General features: G+C 68.8%; 15 protein-coding genes. 8 read left to right on the forward strand and 7 right to left on the reverse strand.

The window, feature by feature from the left end:
- Nucleotides 1-59: 59 nt before the first annotated feature.
- A complete protein-coding gene (locus QZ753_RS11030) occupies nucleotides 60-377 on the forward strand; it encodes a polyhydroxyalkanoic acid system family protein (protein WP_055890250.1) in 318 nt (105 codons plus the stop codon).
- Nucleotides 378-399: 22 nt separating this feature from the next.
- Here the strand turns inward: QZ753_RS11030 and QZ753_RS11035 are convergent, their stop codons facing one another.
- Nucleotides 400-918 (reverse strand): hypothetical protein, encoded by a 519-nt coding sequence (locus QZ753_RS11035; protein ID WP_294643691.1) that lies wholly within the window; start codon nucleotides 916-918, stop codon nucleotides 400-402.
- Nucleotides 919-1043: 125 nt separating this feature from the next.
- Here QZ753_RS11035 and QZ753_RS11040 point away from each other — a divergent pair, with 125 nt between their 5' ends.
- Entirely contained in the window at nucleotides 1044-1364 is a 321-nt protein-coding gene (locus QZ753_RS11040) for a hypothetical protein (RefSeq protein ID WP_294643693.1), read from the forward strand.
- Between the two features lie 86 nt (nucleotides 1365-1450).
- On the opposite strand, the gene QZ753_RS11045 is transcribed toward QZ753_RS11040, so the two are convergent.
- Nucleotides 1451-2794 carry a dicarboxylate/amino acid:cation symporter gene (locus QZ753_RS11045; protein WP_055890255.1) on the reverse strand — a complete coding sequence of 448 codons (1344 nt, stop codon included), beginning with the start codon at nucleotides 2792-2794 and terminating at the stop codon, nucleotides 1451-1453.
- A gap of 217 nt (nucleotides 2795-3011) precedes the next feature.
- Here QZ753_RS11045 and QZ753_RS11050 point away from each other — a divergent pair, with 217 nt between their 5' ends.
- Complete coding sequence (locus QZ753_RS11050) at nucleotides 3012-4835, forward strand: ATP-binding protein (RefSeq protein ID WP_294643696.1); 1824 nt, start codon at nucleotides 3012-3014, stop codon at nucleotides 4833-4835.
- Nucleotides 4832-6175: a sigma-54 dependent transcriptional regulator gene (locus QZ753_RS11055; RefSeq protein WP_294643698.1), complete on the forward strand. Its 1344-nt coding sequence runs from the start codon at nucleotides 4832-4834 to the stop codon at nucleotides 6173-6175. Before QZ753_RS11050 ends, QZ753_RS11055 begins: the two co-directional genes overlap by 4 nt.
- Nucleotides 6176-6214: 39 nt before the next feature.
- Here QZ753_RS11055 and QZ753_RS11060 read toward each other — a convergent pair whose 3' ends face one another.
- Entirely contained in the window at nucleotides 6215-6466 is a 252-nt protein-coding gene (locus QZ753_RS11060; protein WP_294643700.1) for a hypothetical protein, read from the reverse strand.
- A gap of 166 nt (nucleotides 6467-6632) precedes the next feature.
- Between QZ753_RS11060 and QZ753_RS11065 the strand changes: the two genes are divergently transcribed.
- Complete coding sequence (locus QZ753_RS11065; RefSeq protein ID WP_294643702.1) at nucleotides 6633-6890, forward strand: hypothetical protein; 258 nt, start codon at nucleotides 6633-6635, stop codon at nucleotides 6888-6890.
- Nucleotides 6891-6905: 15 nt separating this feature from the next.
- Here the strand turns inward: QZ753_RS11065 and QZ753_RS11070 are convergent, their stop codons facing one another.
- The 3 genes from QZ753_RS11070 to QZ753_RS11080 form a co-directional block, all read right to left on the reverse strand.
- On the reverse strand, nucleotides 6906-8267 hold the full coding sequence (locus QZ753_RS11070; RefSeq protein ID WP_294643703.1) for an APC family permease: 1362 nt from the start codon (nucleotides 8265-8267) through the stop codon (nucleotides 6906-6908).
- Between the two features lie 101 nt (nucleotides 8268-8368).
- A complete protein-coding gene (gene gph, locus QZ753_RS11075) occupies nucleotides 8369-9061 on the reverse strand; it encodes a phosphoglycolate phosphatase (protein WP_294643704.1) in 693 nt (230 codons plus the stop codon).
- 3 nt (nucleotides 9062-9064) lie between these two features.
- Nucleotides 9065-9532: a MaoC family dehydratase gene (locus QZ753_RS11080; protein ID WP_294643714.1), complete on the reverse strand. Its 468-nt coding sequence runs from the start codon at nucleotides 9530-9532 to the stop codon at nucleotides 9065-9067.
- Nucleotides 9533-9719: 187 nt separating this feature from the next.
- Between QZ753_RS11080 and QZ753_RS11085 the strand changes: the two genes are divergently transcribed.
- The 3 genes from QZ753_RS11085 to QZ753_RS11095 are packed head-to-tail and all read left to right on the forward strand — an operon-like array spanning nucleotide 9720 to nucleotide 14341.
- Nucleotides 9720-11495: an N-acetylglutaminylglutamine amidotransferase gene (locus QZ753_RS11085; protein WP_294643706.1), complete on the forward strand. Its 1776-nt coding sequence runs from the start codon at nucleotides 9720-9722 to the stop codon at nucleotides 11493-11495.
- The gene (gene ngg, locus QZ753_RS11090; protein WP_367171508.1) at nucleotides 11492-13189 is read left to right on the forward strand and encodes an N-acetylglutaminylglutamine synthetase; all 1698 of its coding nucleotides are present in this window, start codon (nucleotides 11492-11494) and stop codon (nucleotides 13187-13189) included. The genes QZ753_RS11085 and ngg overlap by 4 nt, the downstream gene beginning before the upstream one ends.
- Nucleotides 13190-13195: 6 nt before the next feature.
- The gene (locus QZ753_RS11095) at nucleotides 13196-14341 is read left to right on the forward strand and encodes an osmoprotectant NAGGN system M42 family peptidase (protein ID WP_294643710.1); all 1146 of its coding nucleotides are present in this window, start codon (nucleotides 13196-13198) and stop codon (nucleotides 14339-14341) included.
- Between the two features lie 83 nt (nucleotides 14342-14424).
- Here the strand turns inward: QZ753_RS11095 and QZ753_RS11100 are convergent.
- Nucleotides 14425-15153 (reverse strand): methyl-accepting chemotaxis protein (locus tag QZ753_RS11100; RefSeq protein WP_294643712.1); only part of this gene is annotated, 729 nt, incomplete at its 5' end.

The following is a 15153-nucleotide window of genomic DNA, read 5'->3' on the forward strand; positions in this document are numbered from 1 at the left end:
GGCGGCGTCCTCCTCGCCATATGCCGGCAGACGCCGAACACGAGACGAGGACGAAACGCATGGCCGAGACCGTGAAGGTCGACATTCCCCACAAGCTGACGCGCGAGGCCGCCCGCCAGCGCATCACGGACGGGTTCGGACGTATCCGCTCCGAGGCGACCGGCGGCATGCTGAAGTTCGAGGATCAGTGGACAGGCGACCGGCTCGACTTCCGCGCCCGGATGATGGGGCAGTCCGTCGTCGGCCGCCTCGACATCCTCGACGACCACATCCATGTCGAGCTGGATCTGCCAGGCTTCCTCGCCTCGATTGCCGGCAAGCTGACCGGAAAGATCCAGAAGGAAGGTCGGGTCCTCCTCGAGAACAAGTCGGCCTGAGGGGGGCACTGCTTCCCGACCGTCAGGGGTCGGGTGCACCGACGCTGCGCAGCGTCGCCTTGTCGGCGGTGACCGCACCGCCGAGCGAACCGCCTTCGATCGCCTGGATGGTGCCGAGGCCCGGCACCACGGAGCCGACCTTGACGCGCATCAACTCCTCGCGCGTCGCCAGCAACGCCTCGTCCTGGAAGATCATCACGATCTGGTAGTCCGACGGCGTCGGCTGACGGTCGCGCACGATGGTGGGTGCCGGCATCGCGTCGGTCTGGACGGTCTCGCCGACCGATCCGGTCTCGATCTGGTCGAGCTTGGGCGCCATGCGGGCGATCGCCGCCTGCTGGAAATAGTCCGGCGACTCGATCGAGACGACGTAGGACCACGAGAAGAAGCCGGCCGAGGAGACCGCGAGCGTCACCGACGACAGCGCGATCGCCCAATCCACCATCGACCAGTCGCGATCGACCGCCCGGGACGCGCTGCGGCCCCTGAAGGGGAAGCGGATGGACGAAAACTCGGACGATGTGGATGCGACCTCGGACATCGCAGGACTCCTTGCGTGGAGCTTGCAGCTTGGAGCCTTCCCGTTAACGAAGAAATGAGACCGCGACTCCCCCCGCGCCGACCTTCCGCTAGGGTTAGGGAAGCGTAAAAACGGACGAGGCGGCGATGCGGACCGAACGGCGACAGGGGCAAAGGCGGACGACGCGGCTGCGGCCGGGCAAGCTTCTGGGCGCGCGCGACGGCTTCCTGTGCGACTGCGCCGTGGTGGAGCGCTCGACGCGGGGCGCGCGCATCCGCGCCTTCGCGCCGGTGGACCGCGTGCTGCCGGAAGTCCTGACGCTTTACGACGAGGTGGAGACGCGTCGCTGGACGGCGCGGATCGTCTGGGCACGCGGGGCGGAGATCGGCCTTGCGATCGAGGCCGGCGGCCAGACCGTCTCGGATGCCGAGCGCCACAAGATCGCCGGCCTCTTCTACGCCGTCTGAACCGACGCGACGGACGGCCGCAAACGAGAAAGGCCCGCCCCGAAATTTCAGGGCGGGCCTTTCGGCGTTCTGGAGGGGTGCGAGCGTTACTCGGCCGGCACCGCGTTCATCGGCACGCGGTCGTCCTCGAGTGCGGCGACCTTTTCGCCGGCGAGAACCGCGCGCAGGCGCTCCTCGTCGAGTTCACCTTCCCAGCGGGCGACGACCAGCGTCGCCACGGCGTTGCCGATGAAGTTGGTGATCGCGCGGCACTCAGACATGAAGCGGTCGACGCCGAGGATCAGCGCCATACCGGCGACCGGCACGGAGGGGACCACCGAGAGCGTGGCGGCCAGCGTGATGAAGCCGGCGCCGGTGATGCCGGCCGCGCCCTTCGACGAGAGCATGGCGACGAGCAGGAGAAGAATCTGGTCGCCCCACGACAGGTCGATGTTGGTCGCCTGGGCGATGAAGAGCGCCGCCAGCGTCATGTAGATGTTGGTGCCGTCGAGGTTGAACGAGTAGCCGGTCGGGATCACCAGGCCGACGACCGACTTCTTGGCGCCCGCGTTCTCCATCTTCTTCATCAGCGACGGCAAGGCCGCCTCGGAGGACGAGGTGCCGAGGACGAGAAGGAGCTCTTCCTTGATGTAGCGAAGAAGCGCGAAGATCGAGAAGCCGTTGTAGCGGGCGACCGCGCCGAGGACGACGACCACGAAGAGGAACGAGGTGAAGTAGAAGACGCCAATGAGGTAGGCGAGGTTGGCGACCGAGCCGATGCCGTACTTGCCGATGGTGAAGGCCATGGCGCCGAAGGCACCGATCGGGGCCGCCTTCATCAGGATCGCGACGAGCTTGAAGATCGGCGCCGTCAGCGCGTTGAAGAAGTCGGTGACCGGGCGGCCGGCCTCGCCGATCATGGCGAGCGCGATGCCGAAGAGGACCGCGATGAAGAGGACCTGGAGGATGTCGCCGTCGGCGAAGGCGCTGACCAGCGTCGTCGGGATGATGTTCATCAGGAAGCCGACGATCGACGAATCGTGCGCCTTCTGCGTGTAGGTCGCGACCGCGGCGGCATCGAGCGTCGCCGGATCGATGTTCATGCCGTGACCGGGATGGGTGACGTTCGCGACGACCATGCCGATCACGAGGGCGAGCGTCGAGAAGGTGAGGAAGTAGACCATGGCCTTGCCGACGACGCGGCCGACCTTGGCGAGATCCGTCATGCCCGCGATGCCGGTCACGACGGTGAGGAAGATCACCGGCGCGATGATCATCTTCACCAGCTTGATGAAGGCGTCGCCGAGCGGCTTCAGGCTGGCGCCGACCTCGGGATAGAAATGGCCGAGCGTGATGCCAGCGATGATCGCGACGACCACCTGGAAATACAGCTGGGCGTAGATGGGCTTCTTCTGCGCAGGTTCGACGTGCGCGATCGGCATGGCTGCCATGTCTGCCTCCCTTGTTGTGTTCGTGTCCTCCCCCGTCGATCCGTGACCGGCGAACAGGAGCCTCGTTCACAACTTAGCAAGGAGCGTGCCAATTCGTTGCAGGGGTGGCATTCCGCCAGCGCAGGGCTGATCCAGGCCGCGAGCTTGGCCCGACGCCCGCTCTTACGTGCGGCTTTCCGCTCGCGTTTGGCCATGATTGTGCGATAATCCGCACAGCATGAATGCTCCCCTCACCGCGCTGTCTCGTCGCCGCCTCTTCGCTCTTGCCGTCGCGACCGGGCTTGCGGCGCTGGTCGTCATGGCGTGGTTGGCGGCCGGCGCCTTGGCCGACCGCGCGACGCTCGCGCGGCTGAACGCGCAAGCCGGCGCATCCTTGCCGCTCGCCATGGCGGTGCTGCGAAGCGAGGTCGACAAGCAGCGCTCCGTCCCAGCGATCCTGTCCGAGGATCCCGACATCCTCGACATCCTGGCCGCCCCCTCGCCAGCCGGTGTCGACCGGGTCAACCGGCGCCTCGAGGAGCTGCGCCGCACGACGGGCGCGACCGTCCTCTACCTCCTCGACACCACCGGCCTGACGATCGCCGCCAGCAACTTCGCCGAACCCACCAGCTTCGTCGGAAGCGACTATTCGTTCCGCCCCTACTTCGCGCGAGCGATGCGGACCGGGGCGGCGGCGCAGTTCGCGCTCGGCACCAAGAGCCGGCGGTCGGGTCTCTACATCACGCGCCGCGTCGATGTCGGCGGTCAGCCGCTCGGCGTCGTGGTCCTGAAGGTCGAATTCGACGCGATCGAGCGAGACTGGGCCGCCGGCGGCAACGTCGTCTTCGTGACCGACGGCAACGGCATCGTCCTCGCGACGACCGAAGCCGACTGGCACTACCGGGCGCTCGCCCCGGTGCCGCCGGACCTTGCGGCGCGGATCCGCGACAGCCTGCAGTTCGGCGAGGCGCCGCTGACGCCGCTCGGCCTCAAGGCGCGTCGCGGGACAATCGAGGCGGCGGCGACGGCCGATCGCCGACGCTTCGTCCCGGCCGAGGACCGGCTCGCCGACCCGATCCTCGACTGGACGCTTCATCTCTGGGTCCCCGCCGACGAGGCGATGGCGCAGGCCCGCCTGTCCTATCGCCTCCAGACGCTGGCGGGCCTCGCCATCGCGACGACCGCCGGTTTCCGCGCGGCGCGCCGCCGGCGCTACCTGCGACGTCGGCAGGAAGCCCTGCGCCTCGCCGCGGAAGAGCTCGAGCGCCGCGTCGAGGCCCGCACAGGGGAACTGCGCGAGGCGAACCGTCAGCTGGTCGAGGAAAGCCGGACGCGGCAGGCCGCCGAGGAACGCGCCGAAACCCTGCGGCGCAGCCTCGACCAGGCCAACCGCCTCGCTTCGCTCGGCCAGATCACGGCTGGCGTCGCCCACGAGATCAACCAGCCCGTCGCGGCGATCCGCACCTATGCCGAAAATGCCGAGCGCTTTCTGGAGCGCGGCGACCTCGACACGACGCAGCGCAACCTTCGCAACGTCGTCGGCCTCACCGAACGCATCGGGCGCATCACCGACACGCTGAAAGGCCATGCACGGCGGGGCTCCTCCGGGCCGGACGTCGTCAACCTCGCCGAGGCCGTGGACGGCGCGATCATGGTCCTGCAGGGCCGTCTGGACGCTGCCGGCGTACCGATCGAATGCGGCGCGAACCTCGGAGACCACGAGGTCGTGGGCGAGCGCGTGCGTCTGGAGCAGGTGCTCGTCAATCTTCTCCAGAACGCCCTCGACGCCATGGAGGGCCAAGAGGACGGGCGCATCGCCATCGAGGCGCGCGCGAGCGACGGCACCGTGGAACTGACGGTGCGCGACAACGGGCCCGGCATCCCGCCCGAGCGGCTGGCGACGCTGTTCACGCCCTTTTCCACGTCCAAGCCGCGCGGCCTCGGTCTCGGCCTCGTGATCGTCAAGGACATCCTGTCGGAATGGGGCGGAACGCTGGAGGCCGCAAGCCGGCCCAGCGAGGGCTCCACCTTCACCGCCGTCTTGAGGAGCGCCCGCCCATGACCGAGGCCGACCGCACCATCGCCTTCGTCGACGACGATCCGGACCTTCGCGACGCCGGGGCGCAGGCCTTGGGGCTCGCCGGGTGGACGCCCCTCCCCTTCGCCGATGCCCGCTCGGCGCTGAAGGCCCTGTCGCCGGAGTTCCCCGGCGTCCTCGTCACCGACATCCGGATGCCCGGCATGGACGGGCTCGACCTCTTCCGCGCCGTGAAGGCGCTGGACCGTGACCTCCCGGTAATCCTCGTGACCGGCCACGGCGACATCGCGATGGCCGTCGATGCTCTACGGGAGGGCGCCTACGACTTCATCGCCAAGCCCTACGCGACCGATCGGCTGATCCAGAGCATCGCTCGGGCGGCCGAGAAGCGGCGGCTGGTGCTCGAGAACCGGCGACTGCGGGCAATGGCCGAGAAGGGTGGCGACGACCTGCCGCTCATCGGCGAGAGCCCGGCGATGGAGCGCCTGCGCCGGACGCTCCGGCAGATCGCCGACGCCGACGTCGACGTCCTGGTGGAAGGCGAGACGGGGTCGGGCAAGGAGGTCGTCGCCAGCGCCCTGCACCGCTGGAGCCGCCGCGCGGCCAAGCCCTTCGTCGCACTGAACTGCGGCGCCCTGCCCGAGACCGTGATCGAGAGCGAGCTCTTCGGCCACGAGGCCGGCGCCTTCACGGGCGCCGCGAAACGCCGGGTCGGCCGCATCGAGTATTCGAGCGGCGGCATGCTGTTCCTCGACGAGATCGAATCGATGCCGGCCGCCTTGCAGGTCAAGCTTCTGCGCGTCTTGGAAACCCGCGAGGTGGAGCCGCTCGGCACCAACGAGCGCCGGGCGCTGGACCTTCGCGTCGTGGCGGCGGCCAAGGTCGATCTCGGCTCAGCGGAGGCGCGCGCCTACTTCCGCGAGGACCTCTTCTACCGCCTGAACGTCGTGACCGTGCGCATCCCTCCGTTGCGCGAGCGCGGCTCCGACATTCCGCTTCTCTTCTCGCACTTCCTGCGGCGGGCGGCCGAGCGCTTCCGCCGCGAGGCGCCCGACGTGTCGCCCAAGCTCATGCAGCGGCTGACGTCGCATCCCTGGCCGGGGAACGTGCGCGAACTCACGCATTTCGCCGAGCGGGTGGCACTCGGCCTCGATCCAGAGATGGACGGCGACGAACGTTCCGCCGTGCCGCTGACGCTGCCGGAGCGCGTCGACCGGTTCGAGGCCGACACGATCCGCCAGACGCTGGCCGACCATGGCGGCGACGTGAAGAGCACGGTGGAGGCGCTCGGCATCCCCCGCAAGACCTTCTACGACAAGCTGCAGCGCCACGGCATCAGCCGGCGGGACTTCGCCGAGGGCTGAGCCCCGGCGAAGCGCGCTTGCAAGGGATGCCCCCCGCCGTCAGGCGGCGTGGCGCAGCGTTTCGATGAGCTTGGCAAGACGGTCGCGGCCGGCGTCCGTCAGGACGCCGCGCTCGCCTTCGGGTTCGAGGAGCCCGGCCTCCTCCATCTCGCGCACACCCTCGGCATCCGCCTTGTGGCCCTTGCCGTCGTCGAGCACGACGCGGGTCACAGCCTCGCCGCTGACGAGCGAATGGTAGGCGGCGAAGACGAGGATGGAGAGGGCGCCATCGGACAGGGTGGTCTGGCTCACGGGGAACTCCTTGGTGGCATTCACGATATGGGCGTCAACACGCGAGGTGCGCTTCGGCTCCCGCTTGCGGCACTGTTTCACAGGACCGCGATCCAGCACGCGGCACGTCTCGACACGGCCTCACTGTCCGCCTACTTCGAGCCTCGACACGTGCAGGACGTCGAGAATGAGCAGTTCCGTAGACCCCGAATTGAGTGCCCTGATCGGAGAGGTGATCGACGCCAAGCTTCTCAAAGTCGGTTCCGAGGAAAAGCGGGTCGCCGAGCACGTGGCCGCCGAGGGACTGGGTGCCCTGACCGTGGAGGAGCGCGACACGTTCGAGCGGCGCGTCCTGCCGATCCTGTCCAAGCCGATCCGCGAACAGCTCGCGATCGCCTCGATCGTCCAGCGCGGGGGCTACGTGCCGCGCAAGATCGTGTTCTGACGGCGTGATGCCCCGTCAGCTCCCCGCCTCGCTCTCGATGAAGCGGTCGATACCGCCCGAACGGCCGACGCCCGTCAGGTAGAACAGCGCGACGATCGCCACGATCAGGCCGATCGCGATGATCGGGGCGGTCCACTCGCCCTGCCCGATGCGCACGACGATCAGCACCGAGCAGATGATCGCGCCGAGGAGCGGCACGATCGACGGCACCTCGAACTGCCCCTTCGCCTCCCCCGGACGACGCTGCAGGATGAGGAGCGCGACGTTGACCACGGTGAAGACGATCAGAAGGAGGAGGACCGTCGATGCGGCGAGCGCGCCGATGTCGCCGACGAGCGACAGGAGGATGACGATCGCGAGCAGCGCCGCGATCGCGACGTAAGGGGTGCGGCGGGTCGCGTGGACGCGGCCGAGCGCCGCCGGCATCAGCCCCTGACGCGACATGCCGTAGAGCAGGCGCGAGGCCATGACGTAGTTGACGAGCGCCGTATTGGCGACGGCGAAGATCGTGATGCCCGCATAGACGCCGGTCGGGAACCACGGCGCGGCGCGCTCGACGACGAGGGTCAGCGGCCCTGCCGCTTCGGCGAGTTCCCGCCACGGAACGACGGAGACCGCCGTGATCGCGATGCAGATGTAGATCACGGTCGCCATGAGCATCGCCGAGATCATCGCGATCGGCATGGTCCGCTCCGGGTTCTTCACCTCCTCCGAGACGTTCAGCATGTCCTCGAAGCCGATGAAGGAAAAGAAGGTGAGCACCGCGCCTTGCGCGACGAGGAGCATCACCGAGCCGTCGACCGCGCCTTCGCCGGGCGGTGGGAACTCCAGAAGGTCGGCACTGCCCCACCACGAGATGCCGACGGCGATGACGAGGATCAGGCCGAACGCCTCGACGATGGTGCAGACGGCGTTGAGCCAGAGCGACTCGGTGATGCCGCGAAACAGGATGCCGGCGAGGATGACGAGGAAGCCGATGGCCAGGACGCTCTGCGGCGCCTCGATGCCGGTGACGCTCGCGAAGTTGCGCGCCACAACATTGCTCTGCGTGGCGATCGAGGTCAGCCCCGAGCACACGACCGCAAGCCCCACCGTGTAGGACAGGAGGGGATAGCGGTAGGCGCGCTGCGTGACGTAGGCGGCACCGCCGGCGCGCGGGTAGCGCGAGGCGATCGAGGCGTAGGAAAGGCCGGTCAAGAGCGCGGCCACCATCGAGACCATGAAGGCGACCCAGACCGCGCTGCCGAGTTCGCTCGCCGCCTCGCCGATGAGGCCGTAGACGCCGGCCCCGAGCATCGAGCCGAGACCAAGCAGCGTTACCTGAAACAACCCGACCGAGCGCTTCAGCCCCGGCTCGTCCCCTCGTTCCTTCGCCATGATGCCGTCCCGCCCCCTCGCGAACGCCGTGTCCGCCGACGGGGGTAGATAACCCCGGATTGCGAAACGGCGACCGCAGGATGGCGAAATTACGGCAGAAATCAGGCGCGGCGCGCGGCGATCTCCTCCAGCCGGGAGGGGATTTCGTCGAGACGGTCGAGAACGAGATCGGCGCCCATCGTCTCGACGTCGGTCGCGGTGTAGCCGCCGCGCATCGCGACCACCGGCATCCCCGCCGCCTGCGCCGCCTCAACGTCGTTTTCCGAGTCGCCGACGAAGATCGCCTCGCCCGGCTCGATCCCAAGCTGGCGGCAGGCGAAGACGATGAGGTCCGGCGCCGGCTTCTTGCGCGGGCCGGCATCGCCGCCGACCACCACCGCCATGCGGTCGGCGAGGCCGAAATGGGCGAGGATGTCGGCGGTCTCCGCACCCGGCTTGTTGGTCACGACGCCGAGCGGGATGCCGCGCTCGGCGAGGATCCGAACGCAGTCCGTCGCGCCGGCGTTCAGCGTCGTGAGTTCGGTCGAGCGCGCCGCGTACATCGCGAGGTAGCGCTCGGCGATCTTGTCGCGCGTCGCCGGATCGATCTCCTTGTCGAGCGCCTCGTAGGCGCGGCCGATCAGGATCTGGACGCCCTGCCCCACCATGCGCCCGACGGCCTCGATCGTGAACGGCGGCTCACCGAGGCTCTCCAGCGTCTCGTTAAGGGCGGCATGGATGTCCGGCAGGGAATCGACCAGCGTCCCGTCGAGATCGAACAGGACGGCGCGGGGCCAGGCGGGCGCTTCGCTCATGCTTCATGTCCCTTCGTCGTCGGCCGGCGGCTCGAGCACCGCCAGCGTGATCCAGCGCGCCACGAGCGCGGGTTTCGGCGCCCCCTCGATCTCGACGTTGGCGTTCCAGGTGGATTGCAGGCTGACGGCCCGCTCCTTCACCGCCACGAGCTGGAAGCTGCCGCGCACGCGCGCGCCGCTCTTGACCGGCGTCAGGAAGCGCACCTCGTCGAAGCCGTAATTGACGCCCATGCGCGTGCGGTCGACGCCGGGCATGGCGTCGTAGGCAAGCGTCGAGAGAAGCGAGAGCGACAGGAAGCCGTGCGCGATGGTGCCGCCGAAGGGCGTCTCGGCCATCGCCCGCGCGGGATCGACATGGATGAACTGGTGGTCGTTGGTGGCGTCGGCGAACCGGTCGATCATGCTCTGATCGACCGTCAGCCAGTCGGACACGAACGGGTCGCCGCCGAGATAGGAGCGGTAGACGTCCATCGGCACCAGGCGCTGTCGCAGCGCGTTCTCGTCGTCCCGGCTCACCTGTGGCGCGTCCCCAATCCCTGCTTCGGCTGGTCTTAGTCGTCCCGGCACCCAGCGCCAAGGGGCACTTTGGGGTTGTCGCATCGCAGCGAGGCCTATCTCCAAGGCGAACGAACCATCCGAACGAGCGAGGAACGAGCCCATGTGCGGCATCTGCGGTGAGATCCGCTTCGACGGCGGTTTCGCCTCTCCAGAGCGCATCGCGGCCATGGGCGCGTGCCTTTCGCCGCGCGGCCCCGACGGTTCCGGCATGGTGCTGCGCGGCCGCGTCGGCTTCGGCCACCGGCGGCTCAAGATCATCGACCTGTCGGAAAAGGCCGCGCAGCCGATGGAGGACCCGGACCTCGGGCTCACCCTCGCCTTCAACGGCTGCATCTACAACTATCCCGAACTGCGCCGGGAACTGCAGGGGCTCGGCTACCGCTTCTTCTCGCATGGCGATACGGAGGTCATTCTCAAGGCGTATCACGCCTGGGGCCGCGACTGCGTGAAGCGCTTCCACGGCATGTTCGCCTTCGCCATCTTTGAGCGCGAGAGCGGCCGTGTGATGCTGGCGCGCGATCGCTTCGGCATCAAGCCGATGTACCTGTCGCACACGCCCGAGCGTCTGCTCCTGGCCTCCTCGCTGCCCGCCCTCGTCGCGACCGGCGAGGTGGACACCGCGATCGATCCGGTCGCGCTCCACCACTACATGACGTTCCATGCCGTGGTGCCGGCCCCGCTCACCATCCTCAAGGGCGTCAGGAAGCTGCCGCCCGCGACGACCCGGATGATCGAGCCGGACGGACGCTTCGACGACGAGACCTTCTGGGCCCCGCCCTTCGGACCGGCCGCGGGCGACGAGAACCGCACGAGCGACGAGTGGCGCGACATGGTGCTCGACGCCCTGCGCCGCGCGGTGGAACGGCGCATGGTGTCGGACGTGCCGGTCGGCGTCCTCCTGTCCGGCGGCGTCGATTCCTCGCTGATCGTCGGCCTTCTGGCCGAGGCGGGCCAGACCGGCCTCTCCACCTTCTCGATCGGTTTCGAGGACGCCAACGGCGAGGTCGGCAACGAGTTCGAGTATTCCGATCTCATCGCCAGGCACTACGGCACCCGGCACCATCAGATCTTCGTGCCCGGCCATGAACTCCTGACCGAACTGCCGGGCGCGATCCGTGCCATGTCGGAGCCGATGGTCTCCTACGACAATATCGGCTTCTACCTCCTGTCGCGCGAGGTCTCCAAGCACATCAAGGTCGTGCAGTCCGGCCAGGGCGCCGACGAGATCTTCGCGGGCTACCACTGGTATCCACCGATGGCGGACGCTGCCGATCCGGTCGCGACCTACCGACAAGCCTTCTTCGATCGCAGCCACGAGACGCTGTCGGGCCAACTTCGGCCGCAGTGGCACGCTGGCTTCGATGCGAGCGGCGAGTTCGTGCGCGACCATTTCGCCCTGCCCGGCGCGGGCGATCCCGTCGCCAAGGCACTGCGCATCGACAGCCAGGTCATGCTGGTGGACGACCCGGCCAAGCGCGTCGACAACATGACCATGGCCTGGGGTCTCGAGGCGCGCGTGCCCTTCCTCGACCATGAACTCGCCGAACTGGCCGCACGTGTTCCCTCCGCCGAGAAGCTGAAGGGCGGCGGCAAGGGCATCCTCAAGGACGTCGCTCGCCTCGTCATCCCGCACGAGGTGATTGACCGACGGAAGGGCTATTTCCCGGTGCCGCAGCTGAAGTACCTTGCCGGGCCGACGCTCGACATGGTCCGCGACGCGATGGGTTCGCAGCGCGCCCGCGAACGCGGTCTGTTCGAGCCGGCTTGGCTCGACACGCTGTTTGCCGACCCCGCCAGCCATATCACCCCGCTGCAGGGCTCCGAACTCTGGCAGGCGGCGCTTCTGGAGCTGTGGCTGCAGGAGCAGGGCCTGTGAGCGGCCCGGACGCCAACGCCGTCGTCGATTGCGGCTGGGGCCGCATCGTCTTCGCGCAGACCTTCGCGGACGCCGGCGACCTCGCGCGCAACCTCGAGGAGGAAGGGTCCGACCGGCGCGACATCGCCTTCTATGTCTGCGACCCGCATGTCCTTCTCGCCCAGGCTCCGCAGGACCTGTTCCTCGATCCCTCGCATACCTATCGCCTCGACCTGTCGCGCCTGCCTCCGGCCGAGCGCGAGCCGCACGGGTTCTCCGTCCGCGCTCTCGGTGCCGCCGCGGAGACGAGCGCCGTCAACCGGATCTACCGCTCGCGCAACATGGTGCCGATCGATCCGGACTTTCTCTGGCGCCACCGGCAGGATCCGGTGCTGACCTATCTCGTGGCCGAGGACGACGCGACGGGCGCGATCCTCGGCACCGTCACCGGTGTTCATCACGGCGAGGCCTTCGCCGACCCCGAGAACGGCTCCTCGCTCTGGTGCCTCGCGATCGACCCGCAGGCAGCGCCGCCCGGCATCGGCGAGGCGCTGGTCCGTGCCCTCGCCGAGCATCACCGAGCGGCCGGCTGTGCCACGATGGACCTCTCGGTCATGCACGACAACGAGCCGGCGATCGCGCTCTACGAGCGGCTCGGCTTCGAGCGACTGCCGGTCTTTGCTGTCAAGCGCCGCAATTCGATCAACGAGCGCCTCTTCACGGGCTCCGCTGCGGTCGAGGAGGACCTCAACCCCTATGCCCGCATCATCATCGACGAGGCGCGCCGACGCGGCATCCATGTCGAGATCCTCGACGCCAAGGGCGGCTTTTTCCGGCTGACCTACGGCGGGCGAAGCCTGCGCTGCCGCGAGAGCCTGTCGGAACTCACCTCCGCCGTCGCCCTGTCGATCTGCGACGACAAGAGCGTGACCCGTCGCCTCGTCGAGGACGCAGGCGTCGCGGTTCCCGAACAGATCGTGGCGGGGGAGGACGAGGCGGCGATCGCGGACTTCCTCGCCCATCACGGCTCGGTCGTCGTCAAGCCCGCGCGTGGCGAGCAGGGCCGCGGGATCGCCGTCGGACTGGAGACGATGGAGGCGGTGCGCACCGCGATCGACGTCGCGAAGCGCGAGTGCGAACGGGTCCTGATCGAGGCCTGCTTCACCGGCGAGGACCTGCGTCTCGTGGTGATCGACTTCCGGCTGGTTGCCGCCGCGATCCGCCGTCCGCCTTGCGTCGTCGGCGACGGACGCTCAAGCGCGCGCGAGCTGATCGAGCGCCTGTCGCGGCGCCGGGCCGCGGCGACAGGCGGGGAATCGAGCGTGCCGATTGACGCCGAGACTGAACGCACGCTTCAAGGCGCCGGCTACGGATGGGACGCCGTGATCCCCGAGGGGGAGAGCGTCACCGTCCGGCGCACGGCCAATCTCCACACCGGCGGCACGATCCACGACGTCACCGACATCGTCCATCCCCGCCTCGTCGAAGCGGCGATCGCAGCGGCCCGCGCGATCGACATTCCGGTCTGCGGTGTCGACTTCATGGTCAAGGACGCCCGCGAGGAGCCTTATGTCTTCATCGAGGCGAACGAGCGGCCGGGGCTCGCTAATCACGAGCCGCAGCCGACGGCCGAACGCTTCATCGATCTCCTGTTTCCGCTATCCATCCCGGCGTCGGTGCGCACCCTCCGCGCCAAGCGGCGCATTTCCGGTTGACGATCCATGGCCCGTCACATGATCGATACCGAGTACCTCCTCAAGCAGCTCCACGAGCTCCTGCACATTCCGAGCCCGACCGGCTACACGGATTCCGTGGTGCGCCATGTCAGCGAGGAGTTGCAGCGGCTGGGGCTCGAGGTCGAGCTGACGCGGCGCGGCGCGATCCGGGCCGTGCGTCAGGGCAGCCGCCGCGCGGCGGCGCGCGCGATCGTCTCCCATGTCGATACGCTCGGCGCGCAGGTGAAGCGGGTCAAGGAGAACGGACGGTTGGAACTCGTGCCGATCGGCCACTGGTCGGCCCGCTTCGCCGAGGGCGCGCGCGCCACCGTCATGGCCGAGGACAAGACGTTCCGCGGCACGATCCTGCCGCTAAAGGCATCCGGCCACACGTTCAACGAGGAGGTCGATACCGCGCCGGTCGGTTGGGCCCATGTGGAACTCCGGGTCGACGATCACACGCGCAACCACGACGATACGGTCAAGCTCGGCATCGACGTCGGCGACACGGTGGCGATCGATCCGCAGCCGGAATTCCTCGACAACGGCTTCATCGTCTCGCGCCATCTCGACGACAAGGCGGGCGTCGCCGTGATGCTCGCCTCGATCGAGGCGCTGGAGCGCGAGAAATCCGCGACGCCGGTCGATACGCACTGGCTCTTCACCATCGCCGAGGAGGTCGGCGTCGGCGCCGCCTCGATCCTGACGCCCGACGTCGCCTCGATGGTGGCGGTCGACAACGGCACGTCGGCACCGGGCCAGAACTCGGCGGAGTTCGGCGTCACCATCGCGATGGCCGATCAGACGGGCCCGTTCGACTATCACCTCACCCGAAAGCTCGTGCGGCTCTGCCGCGACGAGGACATCCGCTTCCAGAAGGACGTGTTCCGCTACTACCGATCCGATTCTGCCTCGGCCGTGGTCGCGGGGCACGACGTGCGCACCGCGCTCGTCACCTTCGGCGTCGACGCCTCGCACGGCTGGGAGCGCATCCACATCCACGCCCTGCGTTCGCTGGCCGAACTGCTGACGGCCTACGCCGTATCGCCGCTTGAGATCGAGCGTGACCTGAAGCCCCGCGGCAGCCTCGAAGGTTTCACGAGCCAGCCGGCGGTCGAAGCCGGCCTCGGCTTCGAGGCGGACGATCACTAGACTTCGACAGCAAACCGCCGCGCCTCCAGTCGGGTAGCGCGGCGGCTCAACTGCTCATTGGCGGTCGGACGGCCCAGGTCCGATCAGAACTCCTCCCACCCGTCCTCGACGGCGGCGTTCTTCGGCGCCGCGCCGCCATGGCCGGCGGTGCGCATCTGCGCAACGAGGCGGGCCGGGGCCGGCTGAACCGGACGCATCGGTGCCGCCGCCACGCGGCGCGGCGCTGCGGCGTGTGCCGCATGGGCGGCGGTGCGCACGGATGCTGACACCGACGGTGCGGGCGCACGGTGCCCCGCCCCCGTCGCAAAGCCCGACACCAGACCCGCCAGACCCTCCGTCTCGCCCGACAGCGCCTGCGCCGCCGCCGTCGTCTCCTCCACCATCGCCGCGTTCTGCTGGGTGACCTTGTCCATCTGGTCGGCCGCCACCGACACCTCGCGAAGCGCCACCGCCTGCTCGCGCGCCGCATCCGCCATCTCGGCGATCGACTGCGCGACGCCGCCGACCTGCGCGACGATCGCTTCCAGCGACCGGCCCGACGCCGAGACGAGCTCGACGCCCGAGCCCACCTGCGCCCCCGACGCCTCGATCAGCGCCTTGATCTCCTTGGCCGCCTCGGCCGAGCGCTGGGCGAGACCGCGCACCTCCTGCGCCACCACCGCAAAGCCCCGGCCGGCCTCGCCGGCGCGCGCGGCCTCGACGCCCGCGTTCAGCGCCAGAAGGTTCGTCTGGAAGGCGATCTCGTCGATGACGCCGATGATGTTGCCGATCCGCGCCGAGGACTGTTCGATCTCGGCCATCGCCGAGACCGC

Source organism: uncultured Aureimonas sp. (assembly GCF_913775355.1).
Lineage (GTDB): Bacteria > Pseudomonadota > Alphaproteobacteria > Rhizobiales > Rhizobiaceae > Aureimonas.

Bases quoted from the DNA above. Each gene is read 5' to 3' on its own strand.
- QZ753_RS11035 (WP_294643691.1), bottom strand. From the start codon at position 918: ATGTCCGAGGTCGCATCCACATCGTCCGAGTTTTCGTCCATCCGCTTC.
- QZ753_RS11055 (WP_294643698.1), top strand. From the start codon at position 4,832: ATGACCGAGGCCGACCGCACCATCGCCTTCGTCGACGACGATCCGGAC.
- QZ753_RS11050 (WP_294643696.1), top strand. From the start codon at position 3,012: ATGAATGCTCCCCTCACCGCGCTGTCTCGTCGCCGCCTCTTCGCTCTT.
- gph (WP_294643704.1), bottom strand. From the start codon at position 9,061: ATGAGCGAAGCGCCCGCCTGGCCCCGCGCCGTCCTGTTCGATCTCGAC.
- QZ753_RS11070 (WP_294643703.1), bottom strand. From the start codon at position 8,267: ATGGCGAAGGAACGAGGGGACGAGCCGGGGCTGAAGCGCTCGGTCGGG.
- QZ753_RS11080 (WP_294643714.1), bottom strand. From the start codon at position 9,532: ATGGACGTCTACCGCTCCTATCTCGGCGGCGACCCGTTCGTGTCCGAC.
- QZ753_RS11040 (WP_294643693.1), top strand. From the start codon at position 1,044: ATGCGGACCGAACGGCGACAGGGGCAAAGGCGGACGACGCGGCTGCGG.
- QZ753_RS11030 (WP_055890250.1), top strand. From the start codon at position 60: ATGGCCGAGACCGTGAAGGTCGACATTCCCCACAAGCTGACGCGCGAG.
- QZ753_RS11095 (WP_294643710.1), top strand. From the start codon at position 13,196: ATGGCCCGTCACATGATCGATACCGAGTACCTCCTCAAGCAGCTCCAC.
- QZ753_RS11045 (WP_055890255.1), bottom strand. From the start codon at position 2,794: ATGGCAGCCATGCCGATCGCGCACGTCGAACCTGCGCAGAAGAAGCCC.
- QZ753_RS11085 (WP_294643706.1), top strand. From the start codon at position 9,720: ATGTGCGGCATCTGCGGTGAGATCCGCTTCGACGGCGGTTTCGCCTCT.
- QZ753_RS11065 (WP_294643702.1), top strand. From the start codon at position 6,633: ATGAGCAGTTCCGTAGACCCCGAATTGAGTGCCCTGATCGGAGAGGTG.